Below are 24,274 nucleotides of genomic sequence, written 5' to 3'. Positions count from 1 at the left end.
GGGTCAGGTGCCGAAGAAGCTCCGCAGCTGCTTCGCCGCCTGGGCCTGGGCCAGGCGGGCCGCGTCCAGCGTCCCCGCCATCGTGAAGAAGCCGTGGGCCATGCCTTCGTACCGGGTCACGGCCACCGGCACGCCCGACTCGGCCAGCCGGCGGGCGTAGCGTTCGCCCTGGTCGCGCAGCGGGTCGTACTCGGCCGTGATCACCAACGCCGGCGGCAGGCCGCGCAGCGTCTCCGCGCGCAGCGGGGACGCGAGCGGGTTGAACGCGTCGTCCGGGTCGGTCAGATAGTGCGAACGGTACCAAGCCACCGAATGATGGTTGAACATGTACCGATCGTCGTTCTCCCGCATCGAGTCGTCCTCGGCGGCCTGGTCGGTGTTCGGGTAGATCAGCAGCTGGCCGGCCAGGACCAGGTCGCCCGACTCCTGCGCCATCAGCGTCAGGGCCGCGGCCAGGTTGCCGCCCGCGCTGTCGCCGCCGACCGCGATCCGCGCCGGGTCGGCGCCCAGCGCCGCCGCGTTGTCGTGCACCCACTCGGTCGCCGCCCAGCAGTCCTCGATCGCGGCCGGGAACGGGTGCTCCGGCGCCAGGCGGTAGCCGGGCACGGCCACGATGCAGCCGGCGGCGTTGGCCAGATGGCGGGCCACCCCGTCGGCCGTGTCGATCGCGCCGAGCACCCAGCCGCCGCCGTAGAAGTACATCAATACCGGGAGACGGTCACCAGCCGGTCGGTACACGCGCAGCGGAATCGAGCCGGCCGGGCCCGGCACGACATGCTCGGAGACGGCGTGGACCGGCTCCGGGGCGCCGCCCGAGGCCCGGATCGACGCCAGGTCCGCGGCCCGCGCCTCGGCCAGCGACATCGTGTACAGCGGCGCGACCCCGTCGCGCTCCTTCTGGTCGCGAATCGCCTGCAGCTGCGGGTCGAGTGGCATGCGTCCTCCTTCAGCCTTCCGGCCGGGTCCGGAGCCGGCAGGCCCCGACCAGGTCGGTCAGGTAGCTCGGGCCAGGCGACGGACCACCTCCGCCGCCGCGATGGCGTGGCTGCGACCGTTGCCGTGCAGACCGTCGGAACCGGTCAGGACGTCATCGTCGCCGATCGCCGGATGGTTGGCCAGATCCACGTGGATCGTGCCGAGCTCCAACGCCAGCGCCGAGAGCCGCCGGCCGAGCAGCGCCATGCGGCGGGAGAAGGAGGGACCCAGCCACGACGGCAGCGACGGATAGACCGGCATCACGAACAGCGACACCGTGACGACCTCCGCGCCGGCCCGCTGCAACGGGCGGACGATCGCGGTCAGGCCGGCGTCGACCGCGTCGGCGCGGGCCTCGTAGCCGGGGCGCATCGCGTCGTTCGCGCCGCAGATCACCATCGCCAGGTCCGGCGCGAACGCCAGCGCGGCTGAAAGTTGCGTAGCGTGCACCTCGGCCACCCGCAGGTTGCGCCGCCCGAGGTTCAGGTAGGCCAGCTCGGGCCGCACGGCCGCCAGCTCGGCCCGCACCCGGTCGGGGAACGCCAGCGGGTGATACCCGTCCACCGGGTCGGTCAGCCCCTCGGCCACGCTGTCGCCGAGGACCGCGAAGCGCCGCCAGCGGTGCCGGGCGAGCAGGCGCGCGGCCTCGCCGTCACGAAGGCAGTGCGGGTCGAGTGACTCCAGTGTGTGCGCATATTCCGGTGCCATGTAAGCCTTTCGGCTCATGTGTTCGTCGCGGGGTACCGATAGGCTAACGCCTATGGGGCGGCTGCGGTGACACAAACTCGGACCGGACAGCCGTTCACCGCAACGGATTATCAGCAGCTCGCCCGTGACCTCGTCGATCCCGACGTGTGGGACTTCATCGAGGGCGGCGCCGAGGCCGAGCGCACCGTCGCGGCCAACCTCGAGGCGTTCGACCGGGTGCGGCTGCGGCCGCGGATGCTGGCCGGGGTGTCCGAGGTGGACACATCGGTGGAGCTGCTCGGCACGCGCTACGCCACACCGATCGGGATCGCGCCGACCGCCTACCACCGCCTGGTCGACGTCGAGGGCGAGGTGGCCACGGCGCGGGGCGCGGGAGCCGCCGGCGCGCTGTTCGTGGTCGGCATGTTCGCCAGCCGGACGCTGGAGGAGATCGCCGAGGCGTCCTCTTCGGAGCTTTGGATCCAGTTGTACTGGCTGCGGCGGCGCGACGTCATGGAGGCGCTGATCGGCCGGGCCGAGCGGTGCGGGTACGGCGCCGTGATGCTCACCGTGGACGTCCCGCGGATGGGGCGGCGGTGGCGCGACATGCGCAACGGGTTCGCCATCGGCGGCGACGTCGCGGCGGTCAACATCGACCCCGGCGTGATGGCCTCCGCGCACGAGCGCGACGCCGGCAGCTCGGCCCTGGTCCGGCACACCGCCCAGCAGTTCGACGCAAGCGTCACCTGGGCGGACCTCGCCTGGCTGCGCGGCCGGACCCGGCTGCCGCTGGTGCTCAAAGGCATCCTCACCGCCGAGGACGCGCGGCTCGCGGTGCACCACGGCGCCGACGCCATCGTGGTCTCCAACCACGGCGGCCGCCAGCTCGACGGCGCCGTGGCCGGCCTCGACGTGCTCGCCGAGGTGGTGGACGCGGCCGGCGGCTGCCCGGTGCTGTTCGACGGCGGGGTCCGGCGGGGCGTCGACGCCCTCGCCGCGCTGGCCCTGGGCGCCCGCATGGTGCTGCTCGGCCGCCCGCCACTGTGGGGGCTGGCGGCCGGCGGCGCCGACGGCGTGGCCGGGCTGCTGCGCACGACGACCGAGGAGCTGGCGCACGCGATGGCGCTGGCCGGCCGCCCGGCGCTGGGCGCCCTCGACCGCTCCGTCGTGCGGATGTCGACGATCGCAGGAGGCGCCTGATGGTGGAGCTGGCCCGGGATTCTCTGCACGTGTCGGTCGTCGACCCGGTGTCGGCGTCGATGAACTTCCTCAACGAGGTCGCCGGCCGGTTCCCCGACGCGATCTCCCTGGCGGCGGGCCGGCCGTTCGACGAGTTCCACGCGGTCTCCGACATCGACAAGCATCTCCAGGCGTACCTCACGCACCTGCGCGAGCGGGGCCTCGGCCCGGCCCGCAGCCGGCAGCTGCTGACCCAGTACGGGCGGACCAACGGCCACGTCGGTGACCTCATCGCCCGCATGCTCGACGTCGACGAGAACATCCAGGTGCCGGCGGCCGCCGTGATGGTCACGGCCGGCTGCCAGGAGGCGATGGTCGTCGTGCTGCGCGGCCTGTGCGCGCGCCCCGGCGACGTGGTGCTCGCCGCCGAGCCGTGCTACGTCGGGCTGACCGGGGCGGCGCGCATCCTCGGCATCGAGGTCGTGCCGGTGCCCGAGTCGGCCGACGGGCTGCGCCCGGAGACGGTCCGCGAGGTCGCCGCGCAGACCCGGGCGAGCGGTCGCGAGCCCAAGGCGCTCTACCTGGTGCCCAACTTCGCCAACCCGTCCGGCGTCTCGCTGCCGGTCGCGACCCGCCGGGCGCTGCTCGACGTCGCCGCCGATGCCGGCCTGCTGATCCTGGAGGACGACCCCTACGGCCTGTTCGGCCTCGACGACGAGCCGCGCCCCACGCTCAAGTCGCTCGACGCCGACCAGCGCGTTATCTACCTGGGCTCCTTCGCCAAGTCGTACTTCCCGGGCGCCCGCGTCGGGTTCCTCGTCGCCGACCAGCCCGTGGTCGACGCCGCCGGCCGGCGCACCCTGCTCGCCGAGGAGCTGTCGACGGTCAAGAGCATGCTCACCGTCAATACCTCGGCCCTCTCGCAGGCCGTCGTCGGCGGCATGCTCATCGACAGCGGCTTCAGCCTGCGCGCCGCCAACCAGGCGAAGATCGCCTTCTACCGGCAGAACCTGCGCACCCTCCTGGCCGCGCTGGAGCGGGAGTTCGCCGGCGGCCCGATCCGCTGGAACAGCCCCAGCGGCGGCTTCTTCGTCGTCGTCGACGTGCCGGTCGACGCGAGCGAGGACCTGCTGGAGGTCTCCGCCCGCGAGTACGGCGTGCTGTGGACCCCGATGCGCTTCTTCTACGTCGGCGGGGCCGGCACCCACGCGATCCGGCTGTCGTGCAGCGCCCTGGAGCCGTCCCAGATCGAGGAGGGCGTCCGCCGCCTGGGCGCCCTGCTGCGCGGATGACGACGGTCGAGCTCCACCTGGTCGACGCGGCGACGACCGCGACCGACCTGGAGCTGCTGGACGAGGCGGAGCTGCGGCGGTACGAGAGCATGCAGCACCCGGTCGACCGGCACCGCTTCGCGGTCGCGCACGCCGCCGTCCGCCGGATCGTCGCCGTCCGCCTCGGCGTCGATCCCGCCGAGGTGCGCTGGACCAGGGGGCCCAACGGCAAGCCGGAGCTGGACGGCGGCGCGGTGCGGGTCAACCTCTCGCACTCGGGAGACCTGATCCTGGTCGCGCTCACCGCGGCGCGGGCCGTCGGCGTCGACCTCCAGCAGGTGCTGCCCACGCTCGACGTGGCCGCGATGGCGACCCGGTTCTTCCCGCCCGGCGAGGCGTCGCTCGTGGCCCGGGACGGGCCGGAGCGGTTCGCCGAGCTGTGGGCCCGCAAGGAGGCGGTCGTGAAGGCGGCGGGGGACCGGCTGACCCGGGGCCTGAGCCTACCGGTCGCGGGTGACCCGCCGCCGGTGGTCGAGCACGACGGCCGCCGGTATACGCTCGCCGACGTCGCCGCGCCGCCCGGCTTCCGCGCGGCCGTCGCTCTCGCCGGTCAGTCGCCGTTTCAGGTCGCGGCCCCGAACACGCTCACGCACAGGTAGCGCAGGAACGGGTCGTAGTCGGCGACCGCGATCCGGCCCGCATCGGGCGACCACACCTCGGCGAGGGTCGACCAGACCCCGGTCATCGGCTGGTCCGGGTCGGCGTGCAGGACCTTCTCCGCCTGGACGTCCACATCGGACAGCCCGCCGCCGAGGATCACCGTGGCCGGGGCGAGCCGGTCGAGCTCGGCCAGCACGTCACCGGGTGCCGCGCCGGGCCGCAGGACCGTCTCCACACCATCCACAGTGGACGCGCCGAGCGTCAGTGCGACCCCGGTGTGCGTCGCCGGGCGGAGCACGGGCACGCCGGGGTCGTACGGCAGCTCGGCCTGCTCCACCACGAGCAGCACCGCCCGGGCGTGGCCGCGGAGCAGGCGCAGGCCCGTGTAGGCGCCCGCGCGGCCCTGGTCGGAGACGGCGAACGCCATCGGGTCGCCCGGGCAGACGTGGCTCAGGTAGGTCGCGGTGGCCCGGCCCGGCTCGACGTCCGGGATGTCGTACGCGAGCACCAGCGCGTCGGCGAGCGCGTCGTCCCCGAGGTCGGCCAGCAGCGCGACCGCCATCTCCCCGTACGACTGGCCGGCGACGGTGGCGGTGCCGAGGGCCAGGCCGTACGGGGAGAGCAGGTCGGTCAGGTAGGTCGCCAGGCGGCCGGCGTGCGCCGGGTCGGCGGCCACCGCGGCCGGCGCCGGGAACCGGCGCGCGACCGCCCGGCGCAGACCCCAGCCGGCCGGCGGCGTCATTCGTCCTCCGCCAGCAGGTTGCCGGCGACGTAGTCGGCGAGCGTGCCCACGGTCTCGAAGTTGTCGCGGCCCAGGTCCTCGACGCTGATCTCGCGCTCGAGCCGGTCCTCCAGCTCCAGGACCAGCTCCAGGCCGGTGGTGGAGCTCATGCCCAGGTCGTCCATGAGCGTGGTGGTCTCCGACGCGCCGGCCACCTCGCGCTTGAGCACGCGGGGGAGCAGGTCGCAGATCGTCTCCACGACCTGCTCGCGCAGGACGGGGTCGATGGTGGCGGTGTCGGACATGCGAAAGGCCCCTTCCAGGACTCAGTGTTCGAAGACCATGGCGGCGAACGTGGCGCCCCGGCCGGCCCCGGCGGCGGCGACCACGTAGCGGTCCCCGGGCCGCAGCAGCCCCCGGGCGACGGCGGTGCGGTGGTTGACGAACGCGTCGGCGCAGAACACGTGGCCGTAGTCGGCGACGTGCTCCAGCAGCACCCGGTCGAGCGGGTAGCCGATGCGCTTGCAGGTGCGCTGCCACGCGACCACGTTGACGTTGTGCGGCAGGATCACCGCGATGTCGGCCAGCTCGAGGCCGGCCTTCGCGACGGCGGCGGTGACGGCCTCGCCGAGCGCGTCGTGGTAGATGCGCTGGAACTCGCCGGCGACCTCCTCCAGCGCACCGTCGAACTCGCCGCGCAGCCGCGCCACGTAGGACAGCAGCCGGTCCCGGTCGCCGGACGCCGACACCAGGCAGGCGGCCGCGCCCTCGCCGAACATCGACGTCTCCGGCACGAACTGCGCCTCGCCGGTGAACGCCTTCTCCCCGGTGAGCACGACCGCCAGGGACGAGGGGTCGTCGGCGAGGAGCCGCCCGGCCAGGTCGATCGCGAGCAGCCCGGACGCGCAGGCCTGCTGGCCGACGGCGAACGCCTGCGCGTGGCCGAGGCCGGCGTCGCGGCACACGTCGTGCAGCGGGTTGTGCGGGTACGGCACCACGACCGGGAACGTGCGCGCGTAGAGCACGTACCGCACCCGCGCCGCCTGCTCGCCGGTCAGCGCCAGGTCGGCCAGCGCGGCCCGCAGCAGGTCGGTCAGCGACGACCCGGGCGCGTGCGCGGCCTGCCCGATCTTGTGGTACCGCCGGAACACCCGCACCTGCATCGGGGTCAGCTCGAACCGCTCCGCGAGCGCCTCGACCGGTACCCGCCCCTCCGGCACGTGGGTCCCCACGGCCACCAGCGAAGTCATGCCAATGCCTCCCGGATCGCCAGGGTCTCGGCCGTCCGCACCAGCGCCTCGGCGCCGTCCGTGCCGAGCCGGGCCGTGTCGGTGAAGACCGTCAGCAGCCAGGCGCCGCCCGGCGCGTCGTCGACGTCGACGCTCAGCGGGTCGAACGGGTCGTCCTGGGCCACGGTCCACCGGAAGTCGCCGCCGGGCGCCGCCCGCAGCGCCTCCGCGGCCGGCAGCCCGCCGGAGAAGCCCTGCCGCGTGGCAACCCGCCGGTCGTTGAACCACAGCCCGGCCTCGCCGTCGACCGCCAGCTCGGCCGCGAGGGCGGTCACGCCGTCGGGGTCGAGGTAGGCGTACTTGTAGGCGCCCACCGCCGCCGAACCGACCCGGCGCAGCGCGTCGGCGAACGGCACGCCCGTCACGTCGGCGGCGCAGATGCCGCGCTGCGCGACCATCGCGACGACCGTCTCGAAGCCGCGCCGGAACCGGTTGCTCACCATCGGCCGCAGCACGACCGGGTCGCCGCCGGACTGGGCCAGCGCGAGCGCCAGGAACGTCATGAGCACCTGCGACGAGTCGGCGCCGGTCCGCTCCGAGACCACGTGGGTGGCCAGCGGCAGGGCCGTGGACCGGAACTCCCCCCGGCGGAACCGTGGGCCATCCACTGTGGACAAGACGGCGGGCGGGGGGAGCCGGCGCATGATTCGCCCCCAGTGCCGCAGCGCGGCGGCGTGCTGCCGCTGCCCGGCCGGCGACGCCTGCCAGCGGGCCTGATCGAGCGGCTGGGTGCCGGTCAGCGGCGCCGCCGAGGCGGGGTCGGCGGCCTCGCGCAGGAACAGCCGCCCGCCCAGCCCGTCGGTGACCAGGTGGCACATGACGGTCGACAGGTGCGTCGGCACGCCGCGGTGGCGCACCACGCCCATCCGCACCGGCCAGTCCTCGACCGCGTCGTAGGGCCGGGACCGGTCCTGCGCGTCGATCGCGACCACGAACGCCGACGGGTCGGCGCCGTCGGGGCAGTCGTAGACGTCGAGCCCGATCGTGCCGCGGTCGGCGACCGCCTGCAACGGCCGCCCGTCGTGCGTGTACCGCAGCCGCGTGCGCATCGGCTGGTACCGCCGCATCGCCCACCGCAGCTCGGCCGCCACGTCGTCGAGGGTCGTGCCCGGGGCGAGCCGCGACCAGCCGCCGATGGGCAGCCAGGAGCGCTGGCGCACCATGGTCCGCCAGATCTCGCGCTGCCCCCAGGACAGCTCCCCGGTCCCCGCGCCGTCGCCCGAGAACCGCACCGGGATCCGCGCACTCGGCCGGATCCCGGTGTCCGCGAACGGCGGCGTCGCCGTGTCAGGCATTCGCCAGCTCGGCGAGGTGGCGCTGCCGCATGAGGAACTTGCGCACCTTGCCGGTCGGGCCGACGACGATGTCCTCGTCGGGGAACACGACGACCTTGCGCAGGGTCGCGGCGACCGCCGGGCTCAGCGCGCCGCGGACCGCCTCGGTGTGGTCGCGGGACGGGTCGGCGCCGGCGTGCAGCGACAGCAGGACGTCGGCGACGACCGTGCCCTCCGGCGTCGTCACCGCCACGACCGTGCAGTCGCGCACGTCCGGGATCGCCCGCAGGATCTGCTCCTCCGACATCGCCGTGTAGAGCCAGTTGCCGCCGCCCAGGTCGACCGAGTCGACGGCCCGGTCGACGTGGTAGTAGTAGCCCTCGGCGTCGCGGAACATGAGGTCGCCGGTGAGGTAGTAGCCGCCGAGCCGGTTGCGGTAGGTGTTCACGTGGTCGTTCCAGTAGCCGGGCGCGAGGGTCGGCGACTTGAGGCCGAAGTGGCCGACCGCGCCGACCGGCACCTCCTTGCCGGTGGCGGTGTCGAGGAGGGCGACGTCGGCGAACACGTGCGGGACGCCGACGCACCGGCCGTACCGCTCGGTGTCGGGCCGGTGGGTGATGTGGAACGCGGAGTGGCCCATCTCGGTCGAGCCGAGCCCGTCGACGAAGTGCGAGCCCTTGACCCGCTTGACACCGTCGCGGGTGACCACGTTGCGGGAGCCGGCGTTCACCAGGTGCCGGATGTGCGGCTCGTGGGCGCAGTCGCCGGTGTTGAACCACAGCGACACCGACGCCAGGTCGTGCTGGTCGAAGTCGAAGCGGGCCAGCTCGGCCCAGGTGACGGCGAAGCCGAACACGCCGGTCGGCTTCCACCGCTCGATCGCTTCGAGCACCGCCGCGCCGTCGTCCTGCCGGGACAGGAACAGCAGGTCGGAGCGGTTGCTCAGGGCGTGGTTGATGGTCATGATGCCGGCCGCGTGGGGCGCCGGCAGCGCGCTGAGGATGCGCTCGGTGCCCTGCGCCCGGGGGCCGCTGAGCCGGATCCGGCGGGTCGCGTGGAACAGGCTCGCGTGCGAGTGCACGACCGCGGTCGGCATCCGGGTGGTGCCCGACGAGTGGGTGATCGCGATCGGGTCGTCCGCGTGGTGGCGGAACGGGGCCGGCGCGGTGGCCGGGTCGCCGGTGCCGGTCTCGGCCACGTCGTGGACCGCGATGCCGAGGTCGTGCCCGGCCAGCCGCTCCAGGTGGGCGGCGTCGGCGAGCAGCGCGACGCCGCGCAGCTTGCGGATGTACTCGGCGGCGATGTCGCCCGGGATGTTCGGGTTCATGAGCGCCGGGATCGCGCCGAGCCAGGTCAGGCCCATCCAGTTGAGGAAACAGTCGGCCGCCGTCGTCACGTAGATCGCGACCGGGTCGCGGCGGCGGATGCCGGCCGCGTGCAGCCAGGCGGCCCGGGCCGCGGCCCGGTGGTACAGCTCGCCCAGGGTCAGCCCCTGCCAGGCCGGGAAGCCGTCGACCGGCGTGTCGAACGCCATGCCCGGCCCGTCGAGCGGCGCGCCGTGCTCGATGAGCTTGTGCAGGACGTTGCCCGCGCCGACGCCGGGATCGGCGGCGAGCGCCGCCCGGATGCTCGTGGACGCCATGGATGTACTCCCTCTGTGTCGGTCAGGACTTCGCGACGGCCTCGACGGCCGCGCGGATCTGCTCACGGGTCGGCTGCAGGGCCAGGTCCAGGTCCCGCGCGAACGGCAGCACCGCGCCGTCCGGGCGGGTCACCCGCTTCGGCGGGGCGACGAGCCGCAGCTGCTCGGCGGCGGTCGCGAGGATCTCGCCGCCGATGCCGCAGGAGCGGTTCGAGTCGTCGACGACCACGAGCCGGCCGGTGCGCTCCAGCGACGCGCCGAGCCCGGCCCAGTCGAACGGGTGCAGCGTGCGCGGGTCGAACACCTCGACCGACACGGTGCCGGCCAGCTCCTCGGCGACGGCGAGCGCGTCGTGCACCAGGTGCCCGACGCCTACCAGGGTGACATCCTCGCCGGCCCGGTGCACCCGGCCCACGCCGAGCGGCACGGCGTCGAGCGCGGCCAGGTCGAGGTCGGCCCGCACGCCCACGGCACCGGCCGGGGCGAAGACCACCACCGGGTCGTCGTCGCGGATCGCGGACAGGAGCAGCCCGTAGGCGTCCTCCGGGGTCGCGGGCACCGCGGTCTTGACGCCGACGTGGGCGAAGATGCTGTACGGGTGGTCGGAGTGCTGCCCGGCCCAGCCGCCGCGCGACCCGGAGCTCGGCAGCAGGTACGTGACCGGCACCCGCACCTGCCCGCCGGTCATGAGCGAGAACTTGTGCGCCTGGTTGGCGATCTGCTCGAAGGCCAGGAACAGCAGGGCCGGGATCTGGAACTCGACGACCGGCCGCAGCCCGGCCAGCGCCGCCCCGGTGGCGAAGCTGGTGAACGCCTGCTCGGAGATCGGCGTGTCGACGACCCGTTCGGGGCCGAACTTCTTGAGCAGGCCGGTGGTCACGTTGCTGACCCCGACCCGCACGTCCTCGCCGAACACGCAGACCGCCGGGTCGCGGGCCATCTCGGTGCCGAGCGCCCGGTTGAGCGCCTTGAGGTACGACAGGTTCGGCATCAGGCCACCCCCGCCCGGGCCCGCAGGCCGTCGGCGTAGAGGTGGTCGAGCGCCCCGGCCACGTCGGGGAACGGGCTCTCGCGGGCGAACCGCACCGCCTGGTCGAGGATCGTCTCGATCCCGGCGTCGATCGCGGCCCGGTCGCCGGCCGGGATCCGGGCGCCCTGGATCTCGACCGGGTCGCGGCGCATGCCGGCCGCCACCTCCTCGTCACTGCGGTAGCGGGGGCGGGCCGAGTGCTCCCAGGTGTGGTGGGCGTCGAAGCGGTACACCTGGCACTCGATCAGGGATGGGCCGTCGCCGGCCCGGGCCCGCGCGACCGCCTCCCGGGTGGCCGCGAGCACCACCGCGGGGTCGGCACCGTCCACCGTGGACGCCGGGATGCCGAATGCGGCGGCCCGGCCGGTGACGGTGCCGGCGACCGCGTCCGCGAACCGGGTCGTCGTCGCGAACCCGTTGTTCTCGCACACGAACACCACCGGCACCCGCCACAGCGCGGCCAGGTTGAACGTCTCCAGCACGACGCCCTGGCTGACCGCGCCGTCGCCGAAGTACGTGACGGCGACCCGGTCCAGTCCGGCGCGCCGCGCGGCCCACGCGGCGCCGGCCGCGATCGGCAGCGCGGCGCCGACGATCGCGTTGGCGCCGAGGATGCCGAGCGAGACGTCGGCGGCGTGCATCGAGCCGCCGCGGCCCCGGTTCAGGCCGGTCGCCCGGCCGGTGAGCTCGGCCATGGTGCGGGCCGGGTCGGCGCCCTTGGCCAGGACGTGGCCGTGCCCGCGGTGGGTGCTCGTGATGACGTCGTCGGGCCGCAGCGCGGCGCAGGTGCCGGCCGCGATCGCCTCCTGCCCGAGGTACGGGTGGATGCCGCCGAGGATGGTGCCGTCGCGTACGAGCTCGACGGCACGCTCCTCGAAGCGGCGGATCAGGCGGACCGTCCGGTACAGCCCGGCGGCGTCGGTCACGTCAGGCTCCCTGTACGGCCGGTACTGCGGCGTCGATCTCGGCCAGGATGCCGCTCCACAGCTTCGCGCGGGCGGCCAGGGCGAGGTTGATCGTCTCGGCGCACTCGTTCCACTTGGCCTCGTCGTCGCCGCACAGGTCGGTGACCATCTGCATGGCCATCGGCGTGTGCTCCTCGCCGTCGACCTCGATGTGCCGGGCCAGGTAGTCGACGAACGTGGTCAGGCTGCCGACCTGCTCGTTGACCTTGATGACCTGCTGGAACATGTCCGGGATCAGGTCCTCGCGGCCGAACGCGAACGCGGCGGCCTGGCAGTGGATCGGCGCGCTCTCGATGAGGTGCCAGGTGAGCCGGACGAACTCGGCGGCGGCCTCGGGCACGCCGGCCTCGGCCATCGCCGCCGGCACCGGGTTGCGGTCGCGCAGCAGCCCGATGAACGCGTCGACGACCGTGCGGTCGGCGCCGGCCTCGGTCATGCCCTCGAGGTACAACTCGAAATGGCTGATGAAGCCGCCGCGCAGCTCGTCGCTCTCCTCGACCAGCACGATGTCGTTGATGAGCCGGCGGCTGCCCGTCGGGCCGGTCGGGATCCACGGGACCTCGACGCAGGTGAGGTTGCGCTGCAGCGACTTGAGCAGCGACATGAAGTCCCACACGGCGAAGACGTGGTGCTCCAGGAACGTGCGGATGGCCGGCAGGCTGTCGAGGCGGGCGTAGATCGGGTGGCCGACGACCTCGTTGCGGGCGTCGGCGATCAGCTCCTCCAGCCGGTCGATGCCCGGGTGGCGCTGACCCCAGTCGTAGCGGGACACGGTACCTCCATCAGGTGTGCTAGTTCCGCCACAGGACGGGGCAGAACTCGGGATCGGCATAGTCCGGCCGGTCGTCGGCCGTCCGGCGGACCAGGACGTCGTGGTTGTAGGCGACGGCGTCCCCGGTGGACAGCCGGAACGAGCGGTGCTCGTTGTCGCCCGGCTGCAGGTGGAAGGAGATGGCCCGGCGGGGGTCGGAGCTCACGTTCGCGCCGCTGCCGTGGTAGGTCCGGCAGTGGTGGAAGCTCATGTGCCCCTTCGGGATGACCATCGGGATCTTGCGTACCTCGACGTGGTTGTGCGCCGCGTTGTCGGCGAGCATCCGGTCGAGGTCGTTGTTGTCGCGCTCGGCGAAGTGGCGCGTCGTGGTGTCGTCGGCGCCGATCTCCTCCCAGCGGTGGCTGCCGTCGACCATCGTGATCGTGCCCATCTCGACACCACAGTCGTGGAACGGGATGAACGCGGTGAGCATCTCCTCCGACGTGCAGGCCTGCCAGTAGTGGCGGTCGAAGTGCCACGGCACCACGTTCGACGGCTCGCCGGAGATCGGCGGCTTGTAGATGAGCGTCGACTGCCAGATCCGGATCTCGTCCGCCTTGGCCAGCCGGGCGGCGACCGCGCCGATGAGCGGCTTGCGCAGGATCCGGGCGACGGCGTCGCTCTCGTAGTGGATGTAGTCGTTGTGCCGCTGGACGGCGCCCTTCTCCGGCTCCCAGTAGGCCAGCCGGGGCGGGCGGACCGGCAGCGTGCGGGAGCGCTCGCCGGCGTAGAAGCGCTCGCTCGCCGCGGTCAGCTCGTCGACCTCCGCGTCGGTGAGCAGCTTGCGGGTCAGGTACCAGCCCTGCCGCGCGTACGCCTCGACCTCGTCGTCGGTCGGCAGCAGCGCCTGCTCCTCCTCCGACAGCGCGAATGCGTTGGACACCGAGGTGGTCACGATGCCGTCCCTTCAGACATGGTGGTCTCGCGGATCGCCGCGAGTTCGCGTTCCTTCGCCGCGTAGAGCGCCGGGATGTTGCTGGTGCCGAACGTGCGGGCCCCGTGGCGGTCGATGAGCTCGTTGAAGTACGTGCGCCGGATGTGGGTCGACTTCGCGAAGATCTGGTACATCTGGCCCCAGTGGTCGCGGTCGACCAGGATGCCCAGCGGGCGCAGCCGCTCCACCGGCACGTCCACCGCGCCGAGCCGGGCGTCGAGCATGTCGTAGTAGCTGCCGGGGGTCTGGGCGAACTCCACGCCCCGGTCGCCGAGCGTGCGCACGGCCCGCACGATGTCGTCGGTGCTGAACGCGATGTGCTGCACGCCGGCGCCCTCGTGCCAGGCGAGGAAGTCGTCGATCTGCCCGGCGCGGCGGCTGATGTCCGGCTGGATCAGCGTGAACGTGACGCCGCCCGACGGGCTCTGCACCACCTTCGACTGCATGCCCTGCTCGCCGACCTCGATGTACTCCTGGAAGATCATGCCGAAGCCGAACACGTGCTCGTAGTAGCGCACCGTCGCGTCGAGCTCGCCGGCCGGCAGGCAGATCGCGGCGTGGTCGATGGTGTGCAGCAGATCCTCCGCGTCCGGCTCCGCCATCGCCACCTCGTCGAGCGCGCCCGGCAGGAAGGCGTCACCGGACCGCTGGACCAGCCGGTGCGTCACGTCGCCGAAGCCCGACACCTCCGCGGTGACGACCGTCTCGCCGGCCCGCTCGTACCGCCGCGGCTCCTGCACCGCCGTCGCGCCCCGGGCGACCGCCTCCTCGAACGCCGCACCGGCGTCGGCGCACCCGAACGCGACGATCGCCACGCCCTCGCCGTGCTGGGCGACGTACCGGCTCGCCCGGTGCCCGCTGCTCAGCCCGGAGGTGAGCAGGATCCGGATGTCACGCTGGCCCAGCAGCACGCTGCGCTGCCCGGCCAGGCCGGTCTCCGGGCCACCCTGCCCGATGACGTGGAAGCCGTACGTCGCGCACAGCTGGCCGGCGGCCTGCCACGCGTCGCCGACGTACATCTCGATGTGGTCGGTGCCGAGGATCTCCATTGCCTGCTTCCCTTTCGCGGCCTATCCGGCCTTGGTCACGTCCTTCGACAAGGCGGACGTGGGTGGCCCGAAGACGAGGCTGACGTTGTGCCCGCCGAACCCGAACGAGTTGGACAGGACGTGGCGCACCTTCGCCGGACGGGGTTCGGTCAGGTGGTCGACGTCGCAGGCCGGGTCGGGCTCGTCGAGGTTGTGCGTCGGCGGCAGCAGCCCGCGGCGCAGCGCCTGCACCGCGACCGCCGCCTCGACCACCCCGGACGCGCCGAGCATGTGCCCGGTGACGCCCTTGGTCGAGCTGACCGGCGGGGTGGCGGCACCGAACACCGTGCGGATCGCCGTGGCCTCGGCCACGTCGCCGAGCTTGGTGCTGGTGCCGTGCGCGTTCACGTAGCCGATGTCGCCCGGCTCCAGGCCGGCGTCGGCGACGGCGCGGACCATGCAGGCCGCGGCCGCCGAGCCGTCGGGGCGGGGCGTCGTCGGGTGGTGGGCGTCGTTGGTGGCACCCCAGCCGAGCAGGTCGGCGTAGCGGGCGGCGCGGCGCGCCTCGGCGTGCTCGGCGCGCTCCAGCACGAACACGCCCGCGCCCTCGCCGAGGACGAGGCCGTTGCGGCGGCGGTCGAACGGGCGGCTCGCCTCGGTCGGGTCGGCCCAGCCGCGGGCGAGCGCGCGGGCGTTGCCGAACGTCTCGGCGAGCGTCGGGAACAGCGGCGCCTCGCTGCAGCCGCAGACGACGACGTCGGCCTCGCCGGCGCGCAGCAGCCGCAGGCCCTCGCCGATCGACTGGGCGCCGGCCGCGCAGGCGGTCCCGATCGAGCTGCTGTACCCCTGGAAGCCGTACTTCATGGCCACCCGGGCGGCGCCCATGTTCGGCAGCATGCCCGGCAGCAGGTACGGGCTGACCCCGAGGCGGCCCTTCTCCGCGCGCAGCACCGCCTGCGCGTCGAGGGTCGCCAGGCCGCCGGTCCCGGACAGGATGACCGCGACGCGGTAGGGGTCGACGTCCCGGCCGGCCACGATCCCGGCGTCGGCGAGCGCCAGCTCGGCCGCGCGGAGGGCCATGATGATGTACCGGTCGACGACGCGAGTCTCCGGCGCCGGCAGGACGCTCACCGGGTCGATCGGCGGGGCGAGCGCGGCGACGTCCGCCGACCCGGCCAGGGGGTGCCCCTCCGGCGGCCGGACCAGGCCGGAGCGGCCCTCGCACATCGCGTCGAAGACCGCGGCGGCGGTCTCGCCGACGGACGTCACCAGCCCGATGCCGGTGACCGCGGCGCTGCGGTTGGTCATGCCAATCCTCCTTGCTCTGCCACCACGACCGCGGTGGCGGTCTCGCGGCCGGCCGTGTCGTGCCGCAGCTCGACCAGCAGGGCCTCGTCCGCGTCGCCGTCGGCGAGCAGCAGCCGCGCCACGTCGAGCCCCGCGGCGGTGTCGCCGACGCAGACCACCGGTCCGGTCAGCGACCAGCGCGCGGCGACGTGGCCGGCGACCGCGTTCGGCACGGACTGGAAGAAGAACAGCGGCCCGACCCGGCCGCCGTGGTCGACGGCGCCGGCGACGTGCGCGGCGCTGGCCGCGTCGCCGACGGCGCTCACGAGGACGACGGCGGTGGTCGCGGTCCGTGTGGGAGCGCTCTCCCGGTGGCGCTCGATGCAGCGGCCGGAGACCGCCGCGACGAGCGGGTTGAACGCCGAGTGGACGAACCCGGCCAGGGCCGGCGGCGGGCCGTCGCCCGGCTCGGGCCAGGCGGCGGAGGCGGCGACCGCGAGGCCGGCGCGCTGGGCTCCCTCCACGAGACGTCGGTTCATGCGCCCTCCGCTCCGCTGCGGGCGCACGAACTCCACGCTGCGCTCATGATGAGCGGCCTCCTCCGCTTCGCTCCGGAACCGCTCATGCAGCACCGACCAGGAGTGCGGTGTTGGCGCCGCCGAACGCGGCGTTGAGGGTCAGCGCGTAGCCCGGATCGCCGGTCCGGGGTTCGAGGACGAGGTTCAGCCGGCAGCCGTCGTCGGGTCCGGTGTAGCCGGCGTTCACCGGCAGCCGGCCGGTGCTCAGCGCGTGCACGGTCACCGCGAGCTCCAGCACGCCGGACGCCTCCAGGGCCTGGCCGTGCAGCGCCTTCGTCGACGACACCGGCACCTCGGCCGCGTGGCCGCCGAACACCGCGTAGAGCGCGGCCGCCTCGGCGGTGTCGCTCTGCGGGGTGCCCGAGCCGTGGGCGTTGACGTAGCCGACCGCCTCGGGCGCGACGCCGGCCCGCTCCAGCGCGGCGGCGATCGCGCGGGCCATCCCGCGGCCCTCCGGGTGCGGCTGGCACGGGTGGTACGCGTCGCCGGCCCGGCCCCAGCCGGCCAGCCGGGCGAGCACCGGCGCGCCCCGCTCGCGGGCGGCCGCCGCCGACTCGACGACGAACGCGCCGCCGCCGTCGCCGAGCAGCAGCCCGCGCCGGCCGGCGGAGAACGGCCGCACCTGCCCGTCGACCGCCAGCGCGCGGCCGGCGTCGAACAGCGCGAACTGGTCCGGCTCGACGAGGTAGGCGCCGGCGACGACGATCCGGTCCACCTCGCCGCGGGCGACGAGGGCGGCGGCGTCGGCGATCGCGGTGCTCGCCGCGACGCAGGCGGTGGTGTAGGCGCGCACGGCACCGCCGAGCCCGGCCGCGACCGCGAGGGCCACGGCGAACGCGGTGCTGCCGTGCCGCAGGCGGTCGGCCACCGGCACGCGGGCCAGCTCCGGGTCGCCGTGGGTGGCGAGGAACAGCGGGGCGGCGGCGCGTTGGGCGGTGCTCAGCTTCGCCTCGTCGCACGCCTCGTCGAGCAGGTCGGCGAGCTCGGCGGCGAGGACCGGCGCGCCGGGCGTGGCCGCGGCCACCCCGACCCGCCGGCCGCTCACGTCGAAGCGCTCGACCGGCCCGAACGCGGGCCTCCCGGCGTCGAGCCCGGCCGCGAGGGCGGTCATGCCCCGGCCGAACGCGCTCAGTGCCGCGGCGCCGGTGAGCACGACGTCCTCGGTTCCCCGCCGCGCGGTCATCGCGGGCTCGTCCCGGTCCTCAGGCCCGCCAGGACCTCGACGGCGCCGCTCACCGTGGTCATCCGGGCGAGCTCCTCGTCGGACAGGTCCAGCGGCGTGCCGTAGTGCTGCTCGAGCTGGTGGACGAGCCAGGCCAGCTCGAGCGAGTCGATCCCCTCCGCGACGTCCTCGACGCGCCGGTCGCCGTAGGTGGCGAGCATGGCGAGGACCTCGTCACGGCCCGGTGCATCGGGTGCCACGGCGGCGCTCAGCTGCCCGCCGTGGCGGCGGCGGCCCGGCGCTCGGCGACGGCGGCGATGAACTCGCCGACGGTCATGCCGGCCAGCTTCTCGGCCTCGTCGTCGTCGAACCGGACGCCGAAGCGGTCCTCGACCCGCACCGCCAGCTCGGCGAGCGACAGCGACTCCAGGTCGGCGCCGGCCGGGCCGAGCGCGGTGTCGTCGTCGATGTCGTCGGTGCTGTAGTTCATCTCGGTCAGCGAGTCGAGCAGGAACTGCCGGATCTCGGCTGCGGTGGCGTCGTTCATCGCGTGGTGCTTCCTTCCTGGACGGATGCTGTTGCCGGTACGGCAGCGCCTTGATGGCCGTCGGTCACGTCTGTTGCGGCCCGCTGCGCGGGCACGGCGGGCGCCGGGTGCGCGGGCGCCGGGTCGGCCGCGGCGACCAGCAGCGCGCGGTCGCGTACGAGCTTGCCGGTGGCGGTCCGCGGCAGCTGCTCGACGACCTTGAGGACCCGGGGGCGCTTGAAGCCGGCCAGCCGCTCGGCGAGCTGCGCCTGCACGCCGGCCGCCGAGGCGCCGTCCTGCAGCGTCACGTAGGCCTCGATCGCCTTGTCGTAGGTGACGACCGCGGCGGTGACGCCGGGCAGCGCGGCGAGCGTGTGCTCGACCTCGGTGAGGTCCACCTTCAGGCCGCCGACGGAGACCTGCGAGTCGCGGCGGCCCTGGATCCGGAAGCGGCCCGTCGCCGGGTCGGCGACGCCGGCGTCCTTGGTGCGCAGCCAGCCGCCGGACCACCGGGCCGGGTCGACCAGGCCGAGGTACGGCGAGGCGGCCAGCGACACCAGCAGCTCGCCGCCCTCCTCGCGCACGCGCAGCCCGGGGGCCGGGGTGAGGAAGGGGCGGTGCTCGCCGAAGAGGTCGGTCGCGATGACCCCGACCTCGGTCATGCCGTACATGTTGCCGAGGCGCACGCCGTAGCGGTCGACGAAGCCGGCGTACACCTCGGGGCGCACCAGCTCGCCGCCGGTCGTCATGCCGGTCAGCTGCGGCAGGGGCGGCGGGGCCTGCACCGACGAGAGCAGCTCGATGTGGAAGGGGACGCCGAGCAGGGTGGTCGGCTCCGGCCCCGCGGCGACGGTGGCCAGGATGCCGTCGGCGGTCATCCGCGCCGGGATCACCACCTGGGCGCCGATGTGGAGTCCGTACAGCAGGCCGCCGACGAGCCCGAGCACGTGCACCATCGACGCGAGCGAGACGATGCGCTCGCCGGCCCGGGGCACGCCGGCGCCGATCGCCGTGTACCGCTCCAGCTCCTCCACGAGGCTCGCGGCGGTGCGGGCGATGACCTTCGACGGCCCGGTCGAGCCGGAGCTGAGCTGGATCAGCGCGTGCGGGGTGTCGGCCGGGCGGCCGGGGTAGGTGGCGACCCGCTCCTCGATCTCCTGGAACCCGCGCAGCGGCCCGCCGGAGGCGTGCCCGGCGGTGACGACCACCTGCGGCGCGAGGCGCTGCAGGGCGTTGTCGACCTCGAACGGGGTGAGCCGGTGGTCGAGCAGGGCCGCCCGCGCGCCGAGCCGCCAGGAGGCGAGCAGGTTGGCCACGAAGGCGAGCGACGGCGCGAGGCACAGCGCCACCGAGCCGCCGGCGCCGAGCCCGGCGCTGGACAGCACCGCCTGCTTCGCCGAGACCAGGCGGCGCAGCTCGGCCCGGGTGACCGGGGCCACGAGCACCAGGGCCACCTGCTCGTCCGGGCCGGCCAGCAGGACCTCGTCGACCCACCGGGGGTCGAGCGCCTCGTCGGTCACCGCAAACCCCTTTCCGAATCCGCGCAGGGTTGAGCGGCTGACCGCCGGCCCGCGTTGGCCGCCGATCAGCGTGCGCACAACCCCCGATGAACACGCTGCGAAGGTCGAGGGCGTCCAAACGCTCACAAGCACAAAGAGCAGGAAATAGGCACCTCGACTAGCCATAGACCTTACGCAATCAAAGAGGTTTTACAAGCCTGTGCAACCCGAGCGTTGATCCGGATGTCCGATGTGTCCCGCGAACTCCCGCATCCAATCGTTTGGATCGATACGACTGACGTTTTGCCAACGACCGAGTTCAGCGGCGGTTCGGGGGACATCCGAGCATTCCCTGGGATCCGGACATTCGCCGCAGGAGCGGGCCTATCGGGGCAGGGGATTCTCAACGGTTTGCAAATGCGATTGCGAACGCGTGCCCACAGGTCCGGCGATGCATATACCGCTGCCGCAGGTATGCCTGTGAGATGGCGAACCTTTGTGCACCCGCCGTGCACTGCATTGACAACCGTTGGCGCAGCGCCCATACAATGGCCGGGCTCGCGCCACCCATTGTGGGCACGTTCCCAAGCCGGTGATCCCATTCGGAGATTTGCGCCTGTGAAAGCGAATAGCACTTCTGCATACCCGTCGGCGCCGACCGGGCCGGGCCTGAACGCGGCCGTCGAGCGGTACTACGACACCACCCTCGACCTCTACGAGGACCTCTGGGGCGAACACGTCCACCACGGCTTCTGGGACGCCGGCGAGCGCCCGGGCAGCGACGAGGAGCGGCACGCCGCCACCGACCGGCTGGTCCGCGAGCTGGTGACGTTCGCCGGGGTGCCGCACGGCGGGCACGTGCTCGACGTCGGCTGCGGCATCGGCGGCCCCGCGCTGTACCTCGCCGGCACCCTCGGCTGCTCGGTCGAGGGGGTCACCCTGAGCGCGGCCCAGGCCGCCCGGGCCAACGAGAAGGCGGCCGCCGCCGGGCTGGCCGGCCGGGCCCATTTCCACCAGCGCGACTTCTCCGACAACGGCTACCCCGACGCGTCGTTCGACGCGCTCTGGGCGGTCGAGAGCCTCATGCACATCGCCGACCGGGTGGCCTTCTTCGCCGAGGCGATGCGGCTGCTGCGCCCGGGCGGGGTGCTCGCGATCGCGACCTGGTCGGTCCGCGACGGCGAGCTGACCCCCGAGGAGTACCGGGTCGTCGACCAGATCCTGCGCCACCAGGTGATGCCGAGCTTCTCGTCCCTCGAGGAGCACGAGCGGCTGGCCGCCGCGGCCGGCTTCACCGCCGTGGCGTCCGCCGACTGGAGCGCCAACGTCGCCAACTCCTGGGAGCCGACGTTCGCGCAGGTCCGCGAGCTCGACAACGGCCGCTCGATGATGCGTGACCTGGCCCGCGACCGGGGCGTCGACGTCCTCGGGTTCTTCTACGCCGGCCCGCTCATGCTCAAGGGCTTCGAGACCGGCGCGATGACCTACGGCGCCGTCCGGGCCACCAAACCGGTTGGGGATTGATCATGGAGACCGCGGCGCAGCGGGCGGTCGCCGAGCTGCTGCGCGAGGTCACCGGCGAGGACGCGGAGTGGCTGGCCGGCCTCGGCCCGGCCACCCGCCTCGACGGCGACCTGTTCCTCGACAGCGTCGAGCTGGTCGCGCTGAGCGAGGCGCTCGCGGCCCGGTTCGGCCCCGCCGTGGACCTGGCCGGCCACGTCGCCGGCCTCGACTTCGACGCGCTGCTCACGCTCACGCTGGCCGACGTCGCCGACTACGTGACGGCCCGGGCATGACGAGGTTCCTGTTCGTCTCGCTGCCGCTCACGGGCCACGTCAACCCGATGGCGGCCGTCGCGCGGGCGCTCACCGGCCGGGGCCACGACGTGCTGTGGGCCGGCTCCGAGTCGTTCCTGCGGCCGCTCGTCGGCGACGACGCGCAGATCCACGGCATCCCGCTGCGGGCCCACCGCGGCATCGCCGAGCGCGGCCTCGACGCCACCCGCTCCCGCTGGGACGGCTACATCCTGCCGCACGCCAAGAGCACCCGCAAAGGCATCGATGCGGCCGCCGACGCGTTCGCGCCGGACCTGGTGGTCGTCGACCAGCACGCGATCGCCGGCGCGATCGTGGCCACCGCCCGCGGGCTGCGCTGGGCGAGCGTCGCCCCGACGACGATGGAGCTGAGCCGGCCCTTCCGGCGCTCACTGCCGGGCGTCGAGGCCTGGATCGTCGGCCGGATGGGCGCCGCCTGGACCGCCGCCGGGCAGCCCGGCGATCCGCCGCACGACCTGCGCTTCTCGCCGTACGGTGTGATCGCCTTCAGCGCCGGTGCCCTGGCCGGTCACGATCTTCCCCCGGGCGCGGTCCTCGTCGGTCCGGCGCTGGCCGCCCGCGCCCCGGACCCGGACTTCCCGTCCGACTGGTTCGACCCGACCCGCCGCCACGTGCTGGTCACCGTCGGAACCCTCGGGCTGGACCTTGCCAAGGACTTCTACCAGCGGATGCTCGCCGCGCTGGAGCCGCTCGGCGACCGGCTCCAAGCGGTGGTCGTCGCGGCCGAGGGCACGATCACCGAGGCACCCGCGCACGTCCTCGTCCGCCGCCGGGTGCCGGTCCTCGACCTGCTGCCCCACCTCGACGCCGTCGTCTCCCACGGCGGGCTCAACACCGTCTCGGAGGCGCTGGTCCACGGCGTGCCGCTGCTCGTCGCGCCGATCAAGGGCGACCAGGCGCTCAACGCCGCGGCCGTCGCGGCCGCCGGCGCCGGGCTGCGGGTCTCCTTCGACCACACCCCACCCGAGCGGCTCCGCGCCGCCCTGCTCGACCTGCTCGCCGCGCCGTCCTACGCGGACGCCGCCCGCGAGCTGGGCGCCGAGCTCACGGCCGGCGGCGGAGCGGAGGCGGCCGCCGACCACCTCGAGCGACTGGCACAACTCAACGATTGCGAGACACCGTGAAAGTACTGCGCGACACCTGGCTGATCTTCCAACGACACATGCTGCTGATGATCCGCTCGCCGCTGTGGGTGTTCCTGGGCATCGCGCAGCCGGTGGTGTACCTGATCCTCTTCGCGCCGCTGCTCAAGCCGGCGCTCGCCACGCTCGGCGCCGACTCGATGATCGACGCCTACCGGGTGTACGTGCCGGGCATGCTGGTCGCGCTGGCCATCGGCGGCGGCCTGTACGTCGGCTTCGGCCTGCTCGGCGACCTCGCCAACGGCGTCATCGAGCGGTCCCGGGTGACCACGGTGAGCCGGGTCGCGCTGCTGCTCGGCCGCTCGCTGCGCGACGTCGTCACGGTGATCGTGCAGTCGATCCTCATCACCGTGCTGTCGCTGCCGTTCGGCCTGATCACCAACATCGGCAACATCCTGCTCGGCTACGCGATCCTCGCCCTGATCAGCCTGGCCGCCGCGTCGATCTCGTACGGGATCGCGATCAAGGTGAACAACCCGAACGTCCTCGGGCAGGTCATCAACAACGTCGCCCAGCCGCTCATGCTGCTGTCCGGCACCCTGCTGCCGCTCGCCCTGGCGCCGCTCTGGCTGCGCACGATCGCCGACTGGAACCCGTTCAACTGGGCCGTCACCGGCATGCGCGCGCTCTACGCCGGCGACCCGGGCGACGCCAGCGTCTGGAAGAGCCTCGTCATCTGCGGCGGGCTCGTGGTCGTGGCGGTCGCGTGGTCGGCCCGCCTGTTCGCTCGTTCGGTTCGATAGTTGCCGGTTCGCTAGGAGATCCCATGATCAAGACCAAGGGGCTGAAGAAGTCCTACAAGACGCGGCACAAGCGGCAGACGGTCAGCGTCGACGCGGTCAAGGGCATCGACCTCGACGTCGCCGAGGGCGAGATCTTCGGCTTCCTCGGCCCGAACGGCGCCGGCAAGACCACGACGCTGCGCATGCTGGCGACGCTGATCCCGCCCGATGACGGCGAGGCCACCATCGCCGGCAACGACCTGCGCAACGACCAGGCCGCCGTCCGGCGCAGCATCGGCTTCGTCGCGCAGGGCGGCGGTACCTCGGACGATGTCACCGCCCGCGAGGAGCTGATCCTCCAGGCCCGCATGTACGGCCTCGGCAAGGCGGAGGCGACCCAGCGGGCCGACGAGGCGCTCGCCGCGTTCGACCTGACCGAGTACGCCGACCGCAAGTGCAAGACGTACTCCGGCGGCCAGCGCCGCCGGGTCGACATCGCGCTCGGCATCATCCACAAGCCGCAGGTCCTGTTCCTGGACGAGCCCACGACGGGCCTCGACCCGCAGAGCCGCGCGCACATGTGGGACGAGATCCGCCGCCTGCGCGCCGAGGGCATGACGGTGTTCATCACCACGCACTACCTCGACGAGGCCGACGCGCTCTGCGACCGCATCGCGATCATCGACCACGGCGAGATCGTCGCGGAGGGCACGCCCGACGCCCTGAAGCGCGAGATCTCGGGCGACGTGGTGACGGTGGGCGTACCGCCGGAGCTGGCCGACAAGGCCGCCGAGACGCTGCGGGACCAGCCCTTCGCCCGCGGTCTGGAGCAGCGCGAGGACGGCGAGCTGTGGCTCACCGTCGACGCGGGCGACACCGCGATCCCGCAGATCATGCGCACCCTGGAGGGCGCGGGGATCACGCTGTCGACGATCGAGCTGCACCGCCCGACCCTGGACGACGTCTTCCTGACCAAGACGGGCCGCTCGCTGCGCGAGTCCTGACGCATGCACCAAGGGCGCGGCGCGTCTCGCGCCGCGCCCACAAGCGCGCGGAG

At 73.6% G+C, this 24,274-nt stretch carries 26 protein-coding genes; 8 read left to right on the top strand and 18 right to left on the bottom strand.

Going from position 1 to position 24,274, the window contains the following annotated elements:
• Positions 1–3: 3 nt before the first annotated feature.
• Together ABZS66_RS21535 and ABZS66_RS21530 are read right to left on the bottom strand one after the other, a co-directional pair.
• On the bottom strand, positions 4–936 hold the full coding sequence (locus tag ABZS66_RS21535) for an alpha/beta hydrolase (RefSeq protein WP_354760232.1): 933 nt from the start codon (positions 934–936) through the stop codon (positions 4–6).
• Positions 937–993: 57 nt separating this feature from the next.
• Positions 994–1,683 carry an SGNH/GDSL hydrolase family protein gene (locus ABZS66_RS21530; protein WP_354760230.1) on the bottom strand — a complete coding sequence of 230 codons (690 nt, stop codon included), beginning with the start codon at positions 1,681–1,683 and terminating at the stop codon, positions 994–996.
• Between the two features lie 66 nt (positions 1,684–1,749).
• Between ABZS66_RS21530 and ABZS66_RS21525 the strand changes: the two genes are divergently transcribed.
• The 3 genes from ABZS66_RS21525 to ABZS66_RS21515 are packed head-to-tail and all read left to right on the top strand — an operon-like array spanning position 1,750 to position 4,771.
• Positions 1,750–2,862: an alpha-hydroxy acid oxidase gene (locus ABZS66_RS21525; protein ID WP_354760228.1), complete on the top strand. Its 1,113-nt coding sequence runs from the start codon at positions 1,750–1,752 to the stop codon at positions 2,860–2,862.
• Positions 2,862–4,133: a PLP-dependent aminotransferase family protein gene (locus ABZS66_RS21520; RefSeq protein ID WP_354760226.1), complete on the top strand. Its 1,272-nt coding sequence runs from the start codon at positions 2,862–2,864 to the stop codon at positions 4,131–4,133. The genes ABZS66_RS21525 and ABZS66_RS21520 overlap by 1 nt, the downstream gene beginning before the upstream one ends.
• Positions 4,130–4,771 carry a 4'-phosphopantetheinyl transferase superfamily protein gene (locus ABZS66_RS21515; RefSeq protein ID WP_354760224.1) on the top strand — a complete coding sequence of 214 codons (642 nt, stop codon included), beginning with the start codon at positions 4,130–4,132 and terminating at the stop codon, positions 4,769–4,771. Before ABZS66_RS21520 ends, ABZS66_RS21515 begins: the two co-directional genes overlap by 4 nt.
• Here the strand turns inward: ABZS66_RS21515 and ABZS66_RS21510 are convergent.
• The 16 genes from ABZS66_RS21510 to ABZS66_RS21435 all read right to left on the bottom strand — a co-directional run bounded on the left by ABZS66_RS21510 (position 4,735) and on the right by ABZS66_RS21435 (position 19,539).
• A complete protein-coding gene (locus tag ABZS66_RS21510) occupies positions 4,735–5,514 on the bottom strand; it encodes a 2-hydroxy-acid oxidase (protein WP_354760222.1) in 780 nt (259 codons plus the stop codon). The genes ABZS66_RS21515 and ABZS66_RS21510 overlap by 37 nt on opposite strands.
• A complete protein-coding gene (locus ABZS66_RS21505) occupies positions 5,511–5,798 on the bottom strand; it encodes a phosphopantetheine-binding protein (RefSeq protein WP_354760221.1) in 288 nt (95 codons plus the stop codon). The genes ABZS66_RS21510 and ABZS66_RS21505 overlap by 4 nt, the downstream gene beginning before the upstream one ends.
• Before the next feature lie 21 nt (positions 5,799–5,819).
• Positions 5,820–6,743 carry a 3-oxoacyl-[acyl-carrier-protein] synthase III C-terminal domain-containing protein gene (locus ABZS66_RS21500; protein ID WP_354760219.1) on the bottom strand — a complete coding sequence of 308 codons (924 nt, stop codon included), beginning with the start codon at positions 6,741–6,743 and terminating at the stop codon, positions 5,820–5,822.
• Positions 6,740–8,077, bottom strand: a complete 1,338-nt coding sequence (locus ABZS66_RS21495) for a condensation domain-containing protein (protein ID WP_354760217.1) — start codon at positions 8,075–8,077, stop codon at positions 6,740–6,742. Before ABZS66_RS21495 ends, ABZS66_RS21500 begins: the two co-directional genes overlap by 4 nt.
• A complete protein-coding gene (locus ABZS66_RS21490) occupies positions 8,070–9,698 on the bottom strand; it encodes a class I adenylate-forming enzyme family protein (RefSeq protein ID WP_354760215.1) in 1,629 nt (542 codons plus the stop codon). The genes ABZS66_RS21495 and ABZS66_RS21490 overlap by 8 nt, the downstream gene beginning before the upstream one ends.
• Positions 9,699–9,720: 22 nt before the next feature.
• A complete protein-coding gene (locus ABZS66_RS21485) occupies positions 9,721–10,689 on the bottom strand; it encodes a transketolase C-terminal domain-containing protein (protein ID WP_354760213.1) in 969 nt (322 codons plus the stop codon).
• Positions 10,689–11,654, bottom strand: coding sequence for a thiamine pyrophosphate-dependent dehydrogenase E1 component subunit alpha (locus ABZS66_RS21480; protein ID WP_354760211.1), 966 nt, complete (start codon positions 11,652–11,654; stop codon positions 10,689–10,691). Before ABZS66_RS21480 ends, ABZS66_RS21485 begins: the two co-directional genes overlap by 1 nt.
• A 1-nt stretch (position 11,655) precedes the next feature.
• On the bottom strand, positions 11,656–12,465 hold the full coding sequence (locus ABZS66_RS21475) for a DUF3050 domain-containing protein (RefSeq protein WP_354760209.1): 810 nt from the start codon (positions 12,463–12,465) through the stop codon (positions 11,656–11,658).
• Positions 12,466–12,484: 19 nt separating this feature from the next.
• Positions 12,485–13,399: a phytanoyl-CoA dioxygenase family protein gene (locus ABZS66_RS21470; protein ID WP_354760207.1), complete on the bottom strand. Its 915-nt coding sequence runs from the start codon at positions 13,397–13,399 to the stop codon at positions 12,485–12,487.
• Positions 13,396–14,487, bottom strand: coding sequence for a 4-hydroxyphenylpyruvate dioxygenase (gene hppD / locus ABZS66_RS21465; RefSeq protein ID WP_354760205.1), 1,092 nt, complete (start codon positions 14,485–14,487; stop codon positions 13,396–13,398). Before hppD ends, ABZS66_RS21470 begins: the two co-directional genes overlap by 4 nt.
• Before the next feature lie 21 nt (positions 14,488–14,508).
• Positions 14,509–15,774, bottom strand: coding sequence for a beta-ketoacyl-[acyl-carrier-protein] synthase family protein (locus tag ABZS66_RS21460; RefSeq protein ID WP_354760203.1), 1,266 nt, complete (start codon positions 15,772–15,774; stop codon positions 14,509–14,511).
• Positions 15,771–16,292, bottom strand: coding sequence for a hypothetical protein (locus tag ABZS66_RS21455; RefSeq protein WP_354760201.1), 522 nt, complete (start codon positions 16,290–16,292; stop codon positions 15,771–15,773). Before ABZS66_RS21455 ends, ABZS66_RS21460 begins: the two co-directional genes overlap by 4 nt.
• 82 nt (positions 16,293–16,374) lie before the next feature.
• Positions 16,375–17,514 (bottom strand): beta-ketoacyl synthase N-terminal-like domain-containing protein, encoded by a 1,140-nt coding sequence (locus tag ABZS66_RS21450; RefSeq protein WP_354760199.1) that lies wholly within the window; start codon positions 17,512–17,514, stop codon positions 16,375–16,377.
• Positions 17,511–17,714: an acyl carrier protein gene (locus tag ABZS66_RS21445; protein ID WP_354760245.1), complete on the bottom strand. Its 204-nt coding sequence runs from the start codon at positions 17,712–17,714 to the stop codon at positions 17,511–17,513. The genes ABZS66_RS21450 and ABZS66_RS21445 overlap by 4 nt, the downstream gene beginning before the upstream one ends.
• Before the next feature lie 47 nt (positions 17,715–17,761).
• Positions 17,762–18,040, bottom strand: coding sequence for a phosphopantetheine-binding protein (locus ABZS66_RS21440; protein ID WP_190249864.1), 279 nt, complete (start codon positions 18,038–18,040; stop codon positions 17,762–17,764).
• Positions 18,037–19,539, bottom strand: a complete 1,503-nt coding sequence (locus ABZS66_RS21435; protein WP_354760197.1) for a class I adenylate-forming enzyme family protein — start codon at positions 19,537–19,539, stop codon at positions 18,037–18,039. Before ABZS66_RS21435 ends, ABZS66_RS21440 begins: the two co-directional genes overlap by 4 nt.
• 597 nt (positions 19,540–20,136) lie before the next feature.
• Here ABZS66_RS21435 and ABZS66_RS21430 point away from each other — a divergent pair.
• From ABZS66_RS21430 to ABZS66_RS21410, 5 genes are read left to right on the top strand one after another with little or no spacing between them, the layout of a single operon-like run.
• The gene (locus ABZS66_RS21430; protein ID WP_354760195.1) at positions 20,137–21,042 is read left to right on the top strand and encodes a methyltransferase domain-containing protein; all 906 of its coding nucleotides are present in this window, start codon (positions 20,137–20,139) and stop codon (positions 21,040–21,042) included.
• 2 nt (positions 21,043–21,044) lie between these two features.
• Entirely contained in the window at positions 21,045–21,314 is a 270-nt protein-coding gene (locus ABZS66_RS21425) for a phosphopantetheine-binding protein (protein ID WP_354760193.1), read from the top strand.
• Positions 21,311–22,477 carry a glycosyltransferase gene (locus tag ABZS66_RS21420; RefSeq protein WP_354760191.1) on the top strand — a complete coding sequence of 389 codons (1,167 nt, stop codon included), beginning with the start codon at positions 21,311–21,313 and terminating at the stop codon, positions 22,475–22,477. Before ABZS66_RS21425 ends, ABZS66_RS21420 begins: the two co-directional genes overlap by 4 nt.
• On the top strand, positions 22,474–23,238 hold the full coding sequence (locus ABZS66_RS21415) for an ABC transporter permease (protein ID WP_354760189.1): 765 nt from the start codon (positions 22,474–22,476) through the stop codon (positions 23,236–23,238). The genes ABZS66_RS21420 and ABZS66_RS21415 overlap by 4 nt, the downstream gene beginning before the upstream one ends.
• A gap of 23 nt (positions 23,239–23,261) precedes the next feature.
• The gene (locus ABZS66_RS21410; protein WP_354760187.1) at positions 23,262–24,221 is read left to right on the top strand and encodes an ATP-binding cassette domain-containing protein; all 960 of its coding nucleotides are present in this window, start codon (positions 23,262–23,264) and stop codon (positions 24,219–24,221) included.
• Positions 24,222–24,274 lie beyond the last annotated feature (53 nt).

It is taken from the genome of Dactylosporangium sp. NPDC005572 (genome assembly GCF_040605515.1).
Lineage (GTDB): Bacteria > Actinomycetota > Actinomycetes > Mycobacteriales > Micromonosporaceae > Dactylosporangium.
The sequence above is the reverse complement of the archived record's forward strand: the minus strand, read 5'-3'. Positions and strand labels throughout refer to the sequence as shown.

Bases quoted from the DNA above. Each gene is read 5' to 3' on its own strand.
- ABZS66_RS21535 (WP_354760232.1), bottom strand. From the start codon at position 936: ATGCCACTCGACCCGCAGCTGCAGGCGATTCGCGACCAGAAGGAGCGC.
- ABZS66_RS21530 (WP_354760230.1), bottom strand. From the start codon at position 1,683: ATGGCACCGGAATATGCGCACACACTGGAGTCACTCGACCCGCACTGC.
- ABZS66_RS21520 (WP_354760226.1), top strand. From the start codon at position 2,862: ATGGTGGAGCTGGCCCGGGATTCTCTGCACGTGTCGGTCGTCGACCCG.
- ABZS66_RS21515 (WP_354760224.1), top strand. From the start codon at position 4,130: ATGACGACGGTCGAGCTCCACCTGGTCGACGCGGCGACGACCGCGACC.
- ABZS66_RS21510 (WP_354760222.1), bottom strand. From the start codon at position 5,514: ATGACGCCGCCGGCCGGCTGGGGTCTGCGCCGGGCGGTCGCGCGCCGG.
- ABZS66_RS21505 (WP_354760221.1), bottom strand. From the start codon at position 5,798: ATGTCCGACACCGCCACCATCGACCCCGTCCTGCGCGAGCAGGTCGTG.
- ABZS66_RS21500 (WP_354760219.1), bottom strand. From the start codon at position 6,743: ATGACTTCGCTGGTGGCCGTGGGGACCCACGTGCCGGAGGGGCGGGTA.
- ABZS66_RS21495 (WP_354760217.1), bottom strand. From the start codon at position 8,077: ATGCCTGACACGGCGACGCCGCCGTTCGCGGACACCGGGATCCGGCCG.
- ABZS66_RS21490 (WP_354760215.1), bottom strand. From the start codon at position 9,698: ATGGCGTCCACGAGCATCCGGGCGGCGCTCGCCGCCGATCCCGGCGTC.
- ABZS66_RS21485 (WP_354760213.1), bottom strand. From the start codon at position 10,689: ATGCCGAACCTGTCGTACCTCAAGGCGCTCAACCGGGCGCTCGGCACC.
- hppD (WP_354760205.1), bottom strand. From the start codon at position 14,487: ATGGAGATCCTCGGCACCGACCACATCGAGATGTACGTCGGCGACGCG.
- ABZS66_RS21460 (WP_354760203.1), bottom strand. From the start codon at position 15,774: ATGACCAACCGCAGCGCCGCGGTCACCGGCATCGGGCTGGTGACGTCC.
- ABZS66_RS21455 (WP_354760201.1), bottom strand. From the start codon at position 16,292: ATGAACCGACGTCTCGTGGAGGGAGCCCAGCGCGCCGGCCTCGCGGTC.
- ABZS66_RS21450 (WP_354760199.1), bottom strand. From the start codon at position 17,514: ATGACCGCGCGGCGGGGAACCGAGGACGTCGTGCTCACCGGCGCCGCG.
- ABZS66_RS21445 (WP_354760245.1), bottom strand. From the start codon at position 17,714: ATGCTCGCCACCTACGGCGACCGGCGCGTCGAGGACGTCGCGGAGGGG.
- ABZS66_RS21440 (WP_190249864.1), bottom strand. From the start codon at position 18,040: ATGAACGACGCCACCGCAGCCGAGATCCGGCAGTTCCTGCTCGACTCG.
- ABZS66_RS21425 (WP_354760193.1), top strand. From the start codon at position 21,045: ATGGAGACCGCGGCGCAGCGGGCGGTCGCCGAGCTGCTGCGCGAGGTC.
- ABZS66_RS21420 (WP_354760191.1), top strand. From the start codon at position 21,311: ATGACGAGGTTCCTGTTCGTCTCGCTGCCGCTCACGGGCCACGTCAAC.
- ABZS66_RS21410 (WP_354760187.1), top strand. From the start codon at position 23,262: ATGATCAAGACCAAGGGGCTGAAGAAGTCCTACAAGACGCGGCACAAG.